This is a genomic window from Paenibacillus sp., from assembly GCF_048976745.1.
Lineage (GTDB): Bacteria > Bacillota > Bacilli > Paenibacillales > Paenibacillaceae > Paenibacillus.
The window spans coordinates 55,004-69,739 of the sequence record NZ_JBHGUU010000019.1 but is presented as its reverse complement, the minus strand read 5'-3'; the positions used below and the strand labels follow the sequence as shown (position 1 = coordinate 69,739).

Genomic DNA, 14,736 nt, shown 5'->3' with positions numbered 1-14,736 from the left:
GTGAGACTTTTGATTAAATCTCCGTATGATAAATACCGTCAATCCTCTGTTCAAACTTCAAATCCTGCGCAACTCGTCATTATGTTATATGATGGTGCAATTCGTTTTGCAAGAACAGCTATTGAAGGATTGACACAAAAAGATCATGAAAAAGTTAGTCTTAATTTGGGGAAAGCACAGACGATCATCAGCGAGCTTATGAGTACATTGGATCGTTCCTATGATATCTCAAAGAACTTGTTTGCACTTTATGAGTACACCAATTATCTACTAGTAGAAGCCAATATTCATAAGGATACAACGAAGGTGGAAGAAGCTGTAGGATATTTGGCTGATCTTCGTGAGACTTGGGTACAGGCTTCCAAAATTATTGCAGGGCAAGAAGTGGCTCCAATCTCTCCTGAGAGTGCACATGGATAGATCTGATTTTATTGCTCAGCTACAGCAGTTGACACAAACGTTGATGAATGAGCTGTATGAAACAGACTTTGAACAAATAGAGTTATTCGTAGAGAAGCGGGAGGGTTTGGTCGAAAAACTTGCGAATCATTTTTCAACAGATCCGGCCAGTTCTGCAGAGAAAAATGAGATAGAACAGATTTTGAGAAACGACTCTGAAATTGTAGCCCGGATGAACGTACTTCGTTTGGAAGCTCAAGACTGGTTACACAAACGTGGACAGGCTAAGACTCAACGGAATGCTTATGAAGTGGCTTATACACCCGATAGTTTTTTGATGGATCGAAAGAAATAATAACTCCTTGTTTGACTCTAGCAGACTAATCATCGTTGGTAGCTTATCGGACTAACGATGATTAGCCTGCTAGTTTTTTTATTTTGTAATTCAATTAAACTTTTTTAAAGGAATTATATATAGAGAGAAGTGAAGATGAAGAAAAATGGTTTAAATTAGTATGTAGTTTGGTAAGCTGGCTTTCCGGGAAGAGGGTGTGATACCAAATCAGATAGAACCACTTACATACTTTATAATATTCTAATTATGGAAGTGTCGCTATGCACGAGTGACGTTACGAATCTGCTATTTCTATTATTTATACTCGTTTTGATTAAGCTAGAGTTAGTATTTATCTACTTAATATGTTACTGATCCCTTATTCAATTCAATAACCGGTCACCCAAATAATGCTGGATCTTCTTTATCTAATAGATTGTAATCAGATAATTCCGATTACCTTCCTTCTGTTTCATTTAAATATTCTTTTTGAAGTTTACATACCCATAAATTAATAATTTAAATTTATGGATAGAGATTACGTTTCTCTGAGAACAGGTTGGAAGATCATTACTTTTGAATTATTGTTCAGTTCGTGTAAGTAAGAATTAAAACCGATCGCGTATTGCGAGTAAAACGAAGTTGCTCCCCATTCGCGTTCTCTCATAATCAGCTTTTTTAAATGTATTAAGCAGAAAGTTGCGGGTCATTCCTAGCTTGATAATGGGCTGAATCGGCAGAATTTCTTTCATTGCAGATGTCTTCAGACTTTTTTGTTTCCGCTGTAGTAAGTGAATCATTTACTTTAATACCACTCGTTAAATAAATTATGATTGATGATGGATGGGAGGTGAATTCTAACTTAAATCCATCACCATCATATCTTAACCTTTGCAAATGGTAACTAAGGAGTTGAGTTATATAGAATCTATTAATGATCAATAATAGATAGCTGAAAATAGACTTACCAACCCTCCAATTACCTGATATATTCAAGTTACCCCACCTTTCAACACAATCCCCAATTAATCTACAAAAAATTCCAAGAAAACATTTACTTTTCCAATTGACAATGGATAACTTTGGATGGTATTATCTGAATTGTGGGCAGAGGTTAAGGCCGAAAGCTTCACTTCATTTGATGACGAAGGGAATGTTAGTGCATGCAAGGTAAAGTAAAATGGTTCAACGCAGAAAAAGGTTACGGTTTCATTGAGACTGAAGACGGCGGCGACGTATTCGTACATTTCTCCGCAATTCAATCCGAAGGATTCAAAACTTTGGAAGAAGGTCAATCCGTAGAATTCGACATCGTCGAAGGCGCGCGTGGACCGCAAGCAGCTAACGTAATCAAATTATAATCATCCGGACAATCCGACCTACATATATGGTTAGATGGTTACCAAATTGAATTATCGCTAGCATCAGACTCCGGTACGTTCCGGGGTCTTTTTTTGTTTTGATAGATTCGAGATTTATGGATCATCCGAGGAACATTATTCTAAAGAATTTGATAGATTCAAGAGAGCGATTAAAGTTCATTTTACATATTAGATTGAGCAAGCTCAAAAACGGTTAAATACATCATCAAGCGCCAAATAATTCATACCAAGTAAATATTCGATTATGGCTGAATATGATGAAATATCGCGAAATATGGCGTTATGCCTACGTTGGCAGATGTGGCTTCAACAGATGTCATTATTCGGTCACCGGGAGTTTTTACATGGCGCTTACATTCGTGTTATAATGAAGTGGCAAAGGAAAAAGGAGGAGTGCCCTATGAATTTAAGTATTCGAGGTCAACAAATCGAGGTTACTGATGCTTTGAAGGATTATGTCGACAAAAAGTTGAGTAGACTCGAGAAGTATTTCGATGCACCCCTTAACTCTGACGGTGCTGTTACATTGAGCACGACGAGAGGTTTGCATACGGTAGAGGTGACGATCCCTTTGAAAGGCATTGTGCTCCGCGCTGAGGATGAGAGCGACGATATGTACGCATCCATTGACTCCGTGGTAGACAAGCTGGAACGTCAGATCCGCAAACATAAAACAAAAATTAACCGTAAGTTCCGCCAGGAAGGTAGCCTGAAAACACTCTTTGTTGAAGATACAACAGGTACTGTAGCTACAGCTGAACTGGATGCGGACACGGATGAAGATGATTTTGAAGTTGTACGGACGAAACGCTTTATGTTGAAACCAATGGACGTGGAAGAGGCCATCCTCCAAATGAACATGGTTGGTCACAATTTCTTCGTATTCTCCAACATTGACAGTGAAGAAGTTAGCGTGGTTTACAAACGGAACGATGGTAAGTACGGATTGATCGAACAGGGTTAACTTTAACGTACAGCATCTTTGGATCCGAATTGCAATAATGAACACAGGAACTGTTCCTGGATTAGATTTATCAAGAGCTTCCGTCCCTTAGGGGATGGGGCTCTTTTGTGCGTAGAGGAGCTGGGAAATGACCTTTGGAAATAAAATGGTGAAACTATTCCCTATGCTGTTGCGTCTAATAGATAGTATGAAGAATCACAATTGGTTTCAATTGTATAACCAGATTCCGATGGTTACGAAAATATTTGTACACCTACATTTGAGAACAAGATATTGAGATTTCCATCCAAATTTACCATCAAAATTCGTTAACAGGGCAGTCTGCCTTGTAAAATAAAACAAGACAATTGAACGCTTCCGCTAACGACTATGATTTTTTGCACTTAAACTCCATTTGATATGTCTCAGAAGTTCAAAGAAGTGTGCCGTGGCGTGTTGCGGCGGCCCTTACAAACTGTTACAATTTATGCAAAGAGAATCATTGTCCTGATGAGGAATTGTCAACGAATGATCGCTAATCATAATCAATGACAGGCACAGCACCATGAACATGATTCGCAAGGCTCGGGCTTCGGCTAGATTTTTAATAACCGAATCCGTTTGAATACGGAATCAGCTTCATGAGGAACCCTTGGCAAGCCTGGAGTTGATTCATCATATTACTTTTATATTGTTTGTCACCCCCGGGCAAGTGGATGCAACATCCATCCGATGGTGTCGCGTGGCGGCAACAGGGGGTCTATTCTGTTTTGCACGAAAGGGGTATACCATGCTAGGACTTGTCAAAAAGATCTTCGGCGACATGAATGAACGTGATGTTAAACGTCTGATGAAGACGGTCGATGTGATCAATAAACTGGAACCACAATTTCAGGCGTTGTCTGATGAACAACTGAAAGCTAAAACGGACGAATACCGTGCTCGTATTGAAAAGGGAGAAACAACAGATGAACTTCTTCCAGAGGCATTTGCAACCGTACGTGAGGCATCACGCCGTGTACTGGGCAAACGCCACTACGATGTACAGATGCTGGGCGGGATCGCTCTGCATGAAGGCCGTATTTCCGAGATGAAAACGGGTGAAGGTAAAACGCTGGTAGGAACACTTCCGGTATATCTGAACGCATTGATGTCCAAAGGTGTTCACGTGGTCACAGTCAATGACTATTTGGCACAGCGGGATAGCCAGGAAATGGGACAAATCTATGAATTCATGGGCATGACGGTAGGGGTTAACCTGAGCGGTATGGACCATGCTTTGAAACAACATGCGTATGCATGTGATATTACGTACGGAACGAACAACGAGTTTGGTTTTGACTATCTGCGTGACAACATGGTGCTGTACAAAGAGCAAATGGTACAACGTCCTTTGTTCTTCTGTATCATTGATGAAGTAGACTCCATTCTGGTCGATGAGGCGCGTACGCCACTTATTATCTCCGGACAAGCTCAGAAGTCGACGGATATGTACTATGCAGCAGATCGTTTTGTGAAACGTCTTGTGCCGGAAGAAGACTTTACGGTAGACATTAAGGTGAAATCCGTAGCGTTGACTGAGGCCGGCGTGGCAAAAGCGGAGAAAGCATTTGGTATCGAGAACTTGTATGATCATGCCAACGTTACTCTCAACCATCATATTGTACAGGGCTTGAAAGCCAACGTAATCATGCGTCGTGACGTGGATTATGTGGTCAGTGATGAAGAGGTTATGATCGTTGATGAATTCACAGGTCGTCTGATGTCTGGACGTCGTTATAGTGATGGATTGCACCAGGCGATTGAAGCCAAAGAAGGCATTGAAGTACAAAACGAAAGCATGACGCTTGCTACGATTACCTTCCAGAACTATTTCCGGATGTACCGTAAACTTGCGGGTATGACGGGTACAGCGAAAACCGAGGAAGAAGAGTTCAAAAAAATCTATGGTCTTGAAGTACTGCAGATTCCAACTAACCGTCCGAACAAACGGGATGACATGGCAGATGTCGTGTACAAGAGCATCGATGGCAAGTTCAAAGCGGTTGTGGAAGAGATCGTGGAACGCCACAGCAAGAACCAGCCGGTTTTGGTGGGTACAGTGTCCATCGAGAACTCGGAGCGCCTGTCTGACATGCTTAAGCGCCGTGGTGTGAAACACCAGGTATTGAACGCCAAGTACCACGCAGAAGAAGCAGAGATCATCTCAGGAGCTGGCCAAGCGGGTGCAGTAACGATTGCAACCAACATGGCTGGACGGGGTACAGATATTATCTTGGGTGAAGGTGTAGCTGAAGTAGGCGGCCTTCATATCATCGGTACAGAGCGTCACGAATCACGCCGGATTGATAATCAGCTGCGTGGTCGTGCAGGACGTCAAGGTGACCCGGGTTCAACACAATTCTACCTGTCACTGGGTGATGAGTTGATGAGACGTTTCGGTGCAGACAATGTACTGAACATGATGGAGCGCCTTGGTTTTGAAGAAGACCAACCGATCGAGAGCCGGATGATTACCCGTGCAGTAGAATCGGCGCAGAAACGTGTTGAAGGTAATAACTTTGACGTGCGTAAAGTCGTTCTCCAATATGATGATGTTATGAACCAACAACGTGAAATTATCTATAAACAGCGCCGCGAGGTACTGGAGTCCGAAAACATCAAACAGATCGTTATGGATATGATCAAACCTTCCATTGAACGTATTGTTGAAGCTCATTGTAGTGACGATATTCCGGAAAACTGGGAGCTGCAGGAAGTTGCCGATTACATGAACAGCAAATTGCTGGATGATGGTTCGGTAACAAAAGATGATCTGTGGGGCAAGGAAGCAGAAGAGATTATCGAGTATCTGTTCGAGAGAGTTCAGAACAAGTACAATGCACGTGAAGAGCGAATTGGCGAAGATATGGTTCGTGAGTTCGAGAAAGTGGTTGTGCTTCGTGCAGTAGACAGCAAGTGGATGGATCATATTGATGCGATGGATCAATTGCGTCAAGGTATCCACCTTCGCGCATACGGCGGTACAGATCCACTGCGTGAATACCAGTTCGAAGGCTTCGAGATGTTCCATCAGATGATCGCTTCGATTCAGGAAGAAGTCGCGACTTATGTGATGAGAGCACAGATCGAGAGCAATCAGGAGCGTCAAGCGGTTGTTGAGGAAAGTCAGATCTCGACAAGCGGTGAACCTGCTGAAAAACGTCCAGTGAAGGTTTCTGACCAAATCGGACGTAACGATCCATGCCCATGCGGTAGTGGCAAGAAGTTCAAACACTGCCACGGTCAAGAGTAGTACAATGGTTTTTATATAGCATGACATGAACGGCTCCTTGCAGCCGGGTATTCCATAGGATGAAGTGAAGGATGCAAAACCGGTTAATGGTGCATAGTTATAATCATATGACCATGAACATGGAGAAGAGATATACTGAAATAACAGTTGTCTCAACACCCGGCTGACGCATCGCATACTTGATCTGGAGGAATACCCTGGATGCGGGGAGCTTATCTTAATGAAAAGAGGAATTGCACATGATCGATCCAAATGTGAAGCATGACCTGCGTGAAATAGGCAAGAAACTAACAAACCTTAGGGGGTCTCTTTGACTTAGATCTGAAGCAAGAGATGATTGGCAACTTCGAAGTGAAGATGTCTGCTCCGGATTTCTGGGACGATAGTGACAAGGCGCAATCCGTAATCGCTGAGCTAAATGCGGTGAAAGGATCTGTGGATCAATACACCAAACTCCAACAGGACTATGATGACGCAGTGATGATGATCGAACTGGCCGACGAAGAAGGCGACGAAGACCTCGCTACCGAGATTGGTAACAGTATTACAGCGATCGTGAACAAAGTCGCAGAGTTCGAACTTCAGCTTCTGCTGAATCAACCATATGACAAGATGAATGCGATTCTGGAACTTCACCCGGGTGCGGGTGGTACCGAGTCCCAGGACTGGGGACAGATGCTGCTCCGGATGTACACGCGTTGGTCCGAGAAGCGTGGCTTCAAGGTTGAGGTACTGGATTATCTGCCAGGTGATGAGGCTGGGATCAAGAGTGTTACGTTGTCCATCAAGGGACATAACGCTTATGGTTATCTGAAAGCCGAGAAGGGTGTACACCGGCTGGTGCGGATCTCACCTTTTGACTCATCGGGCCGTAGACATACGTCCTTTGTATCCTGTGATGTGGTACCGGAGATTGATGACACGATTGAATTGGACATTCGCACAGAAGACCTCAAGATCGATACGTACCGGGCAAGTGGCGCGGGTGGACAACATATCAATACCACCGACTCTGCCGTACGGATTACTCACCTTCCAACAGGTGTAGTTGTAACGTGTCAGAATGAACGTTCACAGATTAAGAACCGTGAGCGAGCGATGACGATGCTCCGTTCGAAATTGTATGAGCGTAAAATTGAAGAGCAAAAACAACAGCTGGATGAAATCCGAGGAGATCAGTCGGATATTTCGTGGGGTAGCCAGATTCGCTCCTATGTGTTCCATCCCTATAGTATGGTAAAGGATCACCGTACAAGCGTAGAGACAGGAAATACAGGAGCAGTAATGGACGGCGACCTCGATGCATTCATCGATGGTTATTTGCGTAGCCAGATTAAAGTAGAAACCGATTAATAGAAGTTCCTGTATGGACCCATACGTGTAGGCGTATGCTGGTGTGTACAGGAGCTTTTTTTTGAATTATTTAATAGAATACAGATACAGAGAAGATGAATGAACAACTGATCAGTCATAACAAAGGAGCGCACGAGAACATGCAACAACGATCACAATTTCATAATAATCGCAAAAAGAGGTTAACCAGCCTCATCCCGCTAAACGGGCCTTGGAGAAACGTCGTGGATACGCTATCCATCATTGTAGGTTCATTTTTGATCGCAGTGGCCTTTAATTTATTTCTATTACCAAATCAGATCGCTTCAGGCGGGGTGTCCGGGTTATCGATCCTGGGCAAGGAGTGGCTCAATTGGGAGCCGGCATACACCCAATGGGCGATTAATATACCACTCCTGATTGCGGGTTTCCTGCTCATCGGTAAACAGTACGGTGTACGTTCTGTATTGGGCAGTATAGTCCTGCCATTGTTAGTTTATCTTACGAAGGATTGGGCTATTCCAACAACGAATCCGTTGCTAGGGTCGCTGTATGGCGGAATTGGTGTTGGTCTCGGGATCGGCATTGTATATCGTGGTAGAGGATCGACCGGAGGCATGAGCATTCTTGCGAGAATCGTACAGAAATACAGCGGATTAAGTTATTCTCTATGTGTCGTAATTATGGATGCTACGGTTATTATTATGGCTGCATTTGTATTATCGTTGGAGCAGTCTCTCTATGCGCTGATTGGATTGTATGTTACGGGTAAAGTGATCGATGCGGTTGAAATGGGGCTGGGTTTCTCCAAGGTGGCTTATATTATCTCCAACCAGACGGAAGCGATTAGCAAAGTGATTCTGGATGACCTGGATCGCGGATTAACGAAGCTGGAAGCCAAGGGCGGTTACACCGACGATCAACGAACAGTACTGATGGTAGTGGTTGGACAAAATGAGGTTCCTAGACTAAAAGCGTTGATTCGGTCTGTGGACCCGGGAGCTTTTGTCATTATCAGTAACGCCCATGAAGTGCTCGGCGAAGGTTTTAAGCGGGGAGAACATGTGTGAACGGATGTGAAAAATAGCGAGTGAGCCATATAGGCTCATAAGTTTGAAAGTTCAAAATAAAAAGCAGGTACACCTTCTCTGAGAGATAACGGAGAGGGAGTACCTGCTTTTCTTTTATTAAAAGTTCAACTTAACATTTCAAATAACGGAGAGGACAGAAATATCCTGAAGAAGTGGAGCATTCGCCTAAAAGCTTTCTGAAAGAAAGCTACTTCGGAAGGCGGTTCTTTCTTGTATTGCCACCACTACAGAATTGGAGATAACAGACGGGAAATGGCTTCTTTGAAGCGGATAATCAGACTGCGTTTTTGGTATTCCTCGAGTGTCATTTCGCGCGATACATGCAGGTCGTGCTCAAAGGTCTGTACAAGTGCTGTCGCAATCGTTTCATCGTACATAAAGGCATTCACCTCAAAGTTCAACCGGAAACTGCGGTAGTCAATATTGGCGGTTCCCACCGATGCAACCAAACTGTCAATGATAAGTGTTTTAGCATGAATGAAGCCATTATCATATATAAATACTTTGGCGCCGACCTTCAACAACTCACCAATATAAGATAACGTAGCCCAATATACGAAGGCATGGTCGGGTTTATTAGGAATCATGATGCGAACATCAATGCCGGACAGACACGCGAGACGAATCGCTTCGAATACACTGGCATCCGGGATAAAATAAGGCGTTTGAATCAGAATCGAATGTTTGGCCCCATTAATCATCTTCAGATAACTGTTCTTGATATGCTCAGTCTCTGCATCTGGTCCACTAGAGACAATCTGCATGGCAGTGTGGCCCGTACCCTCGATATGAGGGAAATGTGCCGGAACATAAGGTGTGTCGTGCTGCTTGGACGCTTCATTCCAATCCAGGAGGAAACGGGTCTGCAATGCATGAACAGCATTTCCCTGAATACGCAGATGTGTGTCGCGCCAGTAACCGAATTTCGAGTTCAAGCCGAGATACTCATCACCAACATTAAATCCGCCTGTGTAACCTAGATTACCATCAATGATGACAATCTTACGGTGGTTACGGTAGTTCATACGCAAGTTGATCAGACTGAATTTGGAGGGGAAAAAGACTTCAACCAATCCGCCTGCTTCGCGCAATTCTTTGAAAAAGCGTTTCGATACCCGCCGTGATCCGAGCGCGTCATACAGCAAACGAACTTTAATGCCTTCCCGCGCTTTGCGGATAAGTGCATCCCGAATTCTTTTGCCCAGACGATCGCCTCTATAAATGTAGTATTGCACGTGCACGTGATCCTTGGCCGCTTCGATGTCGTCCAAGAGCCTCTGGAATTTATCGGTTCCGTCCGTAATGATCTCAACCGCATTATCTTCTGTCAGCAGGGCACCATTCTGTTTCAAGTTCATATAGATCATGTCTTGGCTACTCTCGGTTGCCTGGTTGCGGAAGGGGGTACGGTTATCATGCAACTGTGCGAGTTGGGCTTCAATACGTTCCTCGAGCCCAAGCTTCTTGCGTTCTTTCCACTGAAAGAGCCGGTATCGGGTCAGATTCTGACCGGTTAAAAGATAAAGTACAAACCCAAACACCGGAATAAAGTTCAAGACGAGCAGCCAAGCCCAGGAAGCGCTGGCATCCTTCCGTTCGAAGAAAACGACTGCTGCCGCAAAAATAATATTCAGGCCCAGGAGTACAATAAGTAAAATGGATTCGATATGCACTATAGTCCCCCACGTCTCATAATGACCATCATGAATCTATTCATATGTCCTTGAGTAGCAGGTTAGTTATGAATGAGACCCTGATTGTAATGTTTCCTACTAATACGTATTTTAACAGAAGTATACCTGTTCGTCCCGGATGTTAAAAAAGATATGTTCGGATTGGATGGAAATCCATGTGAAATTGATGATAGAGTGTTGTATTTATATAACCAGAGTCGTATAATAATACACAAATATGCATATAAGCGACGGAAGTGCTGTGTTCGAGCCTCATTCATGCAAGGGCATAGCACAAGTAGCGCATACATCGAGATTGGGGGAGCGAGAGTGAATAACAAATTAAAAGTAGCAATCGTCGGTTCCACCGGCTACGGCGGGGTGGAACTGATTCGTTTTTTCCAGAACCATCCGCAGGTTGAAATCACATCAGTGATCTCATCATCGAGCAGTGGTGAGTCCATCGCAGATGGATTTCCGCATTTGACGGACGTGATTCACAGGCCACTCGACGGCGTAGATCCGGCTGAGATAGCGAGTCGTGCGGATCTGGTATTCACAGCGACCCCGTCCGGCGTAAGTGCAAAACTCGTACCAAGTCTGCTGGCAGCAGGGCTTAAGGTCATCGATCTGAGTGGCGATTTCAGACTCAAGGATGGAACAGTGTACGAAGAGTGGTACAAACATCCGGCGCCTCCAGCTGATTTGCTGGAACAAGCGGTGTACGGCATGGCTGAGGTGTATGGTGAGAAGGTGAAGGGACAGAATTTTATATCCAACCCGGGCTGTTATCCAACGGCTACCCTTCTTGGACTGATCCCTGCAGTAGAGGCAGGCTGGATTGATCCTTCTACTATTATTATTGATGCCAAATCAGGCGTATCCGGAGCAGGACGCGGAACAAGTCTGACCAACCATTATGCAGAGATGAATGAGAATTTCAAAGCCTATAAACTCAACAAACACCAACATATTCCCGAGATCGAACAAGTGCTTGGCAACATAACGGGAACGCCTGTTACAGTTACCTTCACCACACATCTGGTGCCAATGACACGTGGAATCATGAGTACGATGTATGCAACACTCGTTGGGGAACACAGTGACAGGGATATCGTGGATTTATACCGCAAATATTATGAGAACAGACCTTTTGTACGTGTACGTGAACCGGGTATCTGGCCTTCAACCAAAGAAGTGTATGGATCCAACTATTGTGATATCGGATTTGCGGTGGATCCTCGCACCGGGCGTTTGACGATTATTTCGGTCATCGACAACCTGGTGAAGGGTGCATCCGGGCAAGCGATTCAAAATATGAACCTGATGATGGGATGGGAGGAGAACCTCGGGCTGAACATGACACCGGTATATCCATAAAGCGGAATTCAGGAGGAGGGCTGGAACATTCGGTGTACAGTGCTTTCTCGGAGTCAACTTAGGGAGAACGGATCAGGTTAAGCAGGCGATCATCGGCATATAGCTGAACGCATACGGGGGATATGATATGGGAACGAATGTGGAGCAACAGAACTTTACCGTGGTTGAGAACGGAACAATTGTAACCCCTGGGGGATTCACTGCTGGTGGACTTCACTGCGGATTGAAAAAGACATCTCGTAATGACATCGGAGCGATCCGATGTGATGTACCTGCTACAGCTGCTGCTGTATACACAACGAACGTGTTTCAGGCCGCACCACTCAAAGTAACGCGCGAAAGCTTGAGCAACGGACGCCTTCAAGCTGTTATCGTTAACAGTGGGAATGCCAATGCATGTACAGGGCAACAAGGGGAAGAAGATGCTTATGCGATGCGTTCGGCTGCTGCGCGTGAGTTGGGTGTGGCAGAAGAGGACGTGGCTGTAGCCTCCACAGGTGTCATTGGGGAATTGCTCAAAATGGATGCAGTGCATTCAGGCATTACCGGCCTTCCTGCGCATATGGGCAAGGAGTCGAATGAGGCGGAACAATTTTCACAAGCGATTCTGACAACGGATTTGGTGAAAAAGGAAGCCTGCGTCTCCGTTATGGTTAACGGCAAGACGGTTACGATTGCGGGTGCCGCCAAAGGCTCGGGGATGATTCATCCGAATATGGCGACGATGCTCGCTTTCATGACCTCTGACGCGGTCATTGGTGCAGAATCGTTGCAGCGCCTGCTGCGCCAGGCAACGAATCATACATTCAACATGATTACCGTTGATGGGGATACAAGTACAAACGACATGCTGGTAGCCATGTCCAGTGGATATGCAGGCAATGAAGAGCTGACCCCAGAGCATCCGGATTGGGACGCTTTTGCAGCCGGATTCACCTATGTATGCCAAGTGCTGGCCAAAGCCATTGCTCGCGATGGTGAAGGAGCGACCAAACTGGTCGAGGTAGAAGTTACAGGAGCAGTAAGTGATGAATCCGCGCAAGCGATTGCCAAAACCGTTATCGGGTCCAGTCTGGTGAAATCCGCCATGTTCGGCGCTGATGCCAATTGGGGACGGATTATTGCAGCCGTAGGACGTGCAGGACAACCAGTGAACCCGGATACGGTAAATATTCGTTTGGGAGAGATCCCGGTACTCGAACAGTCGCGTCCGGTTGTTTTCGACGAAGAAGCGGCATTGGCGTATTTGCAGACCGATACCGTTCGCATTGTGGTGGATCTGCACCACGGCGAAGGAACAGCAACAGCCTGGGGCTGTGACTTGACGTATGACTACGTTCGAATTAACGCCGCATACCGTACGTGATATTTTGTATTTATTCTATTGAAGCTAACAGCTTCCCTATGAGGAGCTGTTTCGTAAATATATAGAAAATCTATATAAGGATTGAACTTTATTTGGTCTTTGAGATAACTGGCGAAGGCAGTGCAGAAGACGGAATCGATTCTGTAGAAGCGAAGCGTTCGCCTTTGTCTCCGGGTTTCCCCTTTAAAAAGGGAATCAAAAAACCTGGAGACAACAGCGATCAAAAGAACGATCCGGATTCGAAACGGTCAGCCACCGAATATCGCATCAATTAAGTGTTAAGCGTTTTAGAATATTTGAACGATAGGAGCTTGCCCTCATGAATTCAACAATGCCAAACGAGAGTACCGCAACGGAAGCGAGCACAGAGAAACAGATGTTTGTCATGAAATGTGGAGGCAGCACGCTGGCAGCATTGCCTGAATCTTTCTTCGCGGATCTGCGTGATTTGCAGTCTCAGGGTACGCAGCCAGTGATCGTGCATGGCGGAGGTCCTGCGATCTCGGATAACCTGGCGAAGCTTGGTATCGAAACCGAGTTCGTTAACGGTCTACGCAAGACGACTGAACCTGTGCTGGACGTAGTGGAGATGGTTCTCGCTGGAAGTATCAACAAGCAGATCGTGCGTCTAATTCAACGTGTGGGAGGTCGTGCACTAGGCTTGTCAGGTGTGGACGGTGGTTTGATCCAGGCCAAACCTGTTACAAATCACGCAGAGATCGGCTGGGTAGGCGATGTCACGGGTGTGAACGCAGAGATTATCCAAGGCATCGTGAACATGGGTTACATGCCGGTTATCGCGCCAGTTGGTGTGGATGCCACCGGACAACGCTACAACATCAACGCAGATACAGCTGCGGGTGCTGTGGCGTCTCATCTTGGCGTAAGCCGGATGATTGTTGTGACCGACGTTCCTGGCATTATGAAGAACGTAGGCGGCGAGAAAAAAGTACTGCCATCCGTATCTGTACAAGAGATTGAGGACATGATCCAGACCGGAGAAATCTATGGCGGCATGATTCCCAAAGTGCGTGCAGCTATCGCTTGTATCCATGGTCAAGTACGTGAGGTCATCATCGTAGATGGCAGCGAACCTCAAGTCCTGAGCCGCGTGCTTGGCGGAGAAATCATCGGAACAAAAATCATCCGTATGCAATAAGGTTCACTTGGGTATTCATGGTCTGGTAGTAAATAAAAAATATGTGCACGGCTTTTTTATATAAGAAATCTAATATTACACACACAATAACGTAGGGTGCAGAACCAAACTGAAGAATAAAATGCATAACGGAGAGGACAGAAATAACCTGAAGAAGCGAAGCGTGCGCCTAAAAGCTTTCTGAAAGAAAGCTACTTCGGAAGCATACACTATCCCCGGATTTCGACCTTTAAACAATTAATCAAAAAAATCCGGGGATAACAGCGATCGGAAGGTTGTTCTGTCATCGAAGTGGAGTATGCAAACGTTCAAAAAATGGTTCTGCAATCGGAGTGGTCTAGTGTAAATCAGGACTCTTATATGATTGCCGTTGCACCAACCA

General features: G+C 45.2%; 12 protein-coding genes. 11 read left to right on the top strand and 1 reads right to left on the bottom strand.

What is annotated here, in order from left to right:
* Nucleotides 1-9: 9 nt before the first annotated feature.
* From fliS to ACE3K2_RS23335, 7 genes are all read left to right on the top strand, one after another.
* The gene (gene fliS, locus ACE3K2_RS23365; protein WP_133386072.1) at nt 10-420 is read left to right on the top strand and encodes a flagellar export chaperone FliS; all 411 of its coding nucleotides are present in this window, start codon (nt 10-12) and stop codon (nt 418-420) included.
* Nucleotides 413-754 (top strand): flagellar protein FliT, encoded by a 342-nt coding sequence (locus ACE3K2_RS23360; protein WP_133386071.1) that lies wholly within the window; start codon nt 413-415, stop codon nt 752-754. The genes fliS and ACE3K2_RS23360 overlap by 8 nt, the downstream gene beginning before the upstream one ends.
* 1,142 nt (nt 755-1,896) lie before the next feature.
* Nucleotides 1,897-2,094 (top strand): cold shock domain-containing protein, encoded by a 198-nt coding sequence (locus ACE3K2_RS23355; protein WP_024631599.1) that lies wholly within the window; start codon nt 1,897-1,899, stop codon nt 2,092-2,094.
* 421 nt (nt 2,095-2,515) lie between these two features.
* On the top strand, nt 2,516-3,079 hold the full coding sequence (gene hpf, locus ACE3K2_RS23350) for a ribosome hibernation-promoting factor, HPF/YfiA family (RefSeq protein ID WP_421895680.1): 564 nt from the start codon (nt 2,516-2,518) through the stop codon (nt 3,077-3,079).
* A gap of 769 nt (nt 3,080-3,848) precedes the next feature.
* Nucleotides 3,849-6,353 carry a preprotein translocase subunit SecA gene (secA, locus tag ACE3K2_RS23345; RefSeq protein WP_421895720.1) on the top strand — a complete coding sequence of 835 codons (2,505 nt, stop codon included), beginning with the start codon at nt 3,849-3,851 and terminating at the stop codon, nt 6,351-6,353.
* A gap of 239 nt (nt 6,354-6,592) precedes the next feature.
* Nucleotides 6,593-7,706 (top strand): peptide chain release factor 2 gene (gene prfB, locus ACE3K2_RS23340; protein ID WP_124116498.1). Its coding sequence is split into 2 segments (ribosomal slippage): nt 6,593-6,664 and nt 6,666-7,706, totalling 1,113 coding nucleotides; the frame shifts between segments, so codons are not numbered across the junction.
* 140 nt (nt 7,707-7,846) lie between these two features.
* A complete protein-coding gene (locus tag ACE3K2_RS23335; RefSeq protein ID WP_278298072.1) occupies nt 7,847-8,755 on the top strand; it encodes a YitT family protein in 909 nt (302 codons plus the stop codon).
* A 245-nt stretch (nt 8,756-9,000) separates the two neighbouring features.
* Here the strand turns inward: ACE3K2_RS23335 and cls are convergent, their stop codons facing one another.
* Nucleotides 9,001-10,449 (bottom strand): cardiolipin synthase, encoded by a 1,449-nt coding sequence (gene cls, locus ACE3K2_RS23330; RefSeq protein WP_421895675.1) that lies wholly within the window; start codon nt 10,447-10,449, stop codon nt 9,001-9,003.
* Between the two features lie 330 nt (nt 10,450-10,779).
* On the opposite strand from cls, the gene argC reads away from it, so the two are divergent.
* The 4 genes from argC to argB all read left to right on the top strand — a co-directional run bounded on the left by argC (nt 10,780) and on the right by argB (nt 14,354).
* A complete protein-coding gene (gene argC, locus ACE3K2_RS23325) occupies nt 10,780-11,829 on the top strand; it encodes an N-acetyl-gamma-glutamyl-phosphate reductase (RefSeq protein ID WP_421895672.1) in 1,050 nt (349 codons plus the stop codon).
* A 127-nt stretch (nt 11,830-11,956) separates the two neighbouring features.
* A complete protein-coding gene (gene argJ, locus ACE3K2_RS23320) occupies nt 11,957-13,195 on the top strand; it encodes a bifunctional glutamate N-acetyltransferase/amino-acid acetyltransferase ArgJ (protein ID WP_421895669.1) in 1,239 nt (412 codons plus the stop codon).
* A 92-nt stretch (nt 13,196-13,287) separates the two neighbouring features.
* Nucleotides 13,288-13,470, top strand: coding sequence for a hypothetical protein (locus ACE3K2_RS23315; RefSeq protein WP_421895666.1), 183 nt, complete (start codon nt 13,288-13,290; stop codon nt 13,468-13,470).
* Between the two features lie 44 nt (nt 13,471-13,514).
* Nucleotides 13,515-14,354 (top strand): acetylglutamate kinase, encoded by an 840-nt coding sequence (gene argB / locus ACE3K2_RS23310; RefSeq protein WP_421895663.1) that lies wholly within the window; start codon nt 13,515-13,517, stop codon nt 14,352-14,354.
* The last annotated feature ends 382 nt before the right edge of the window (nt 14,355-14,736 follow it).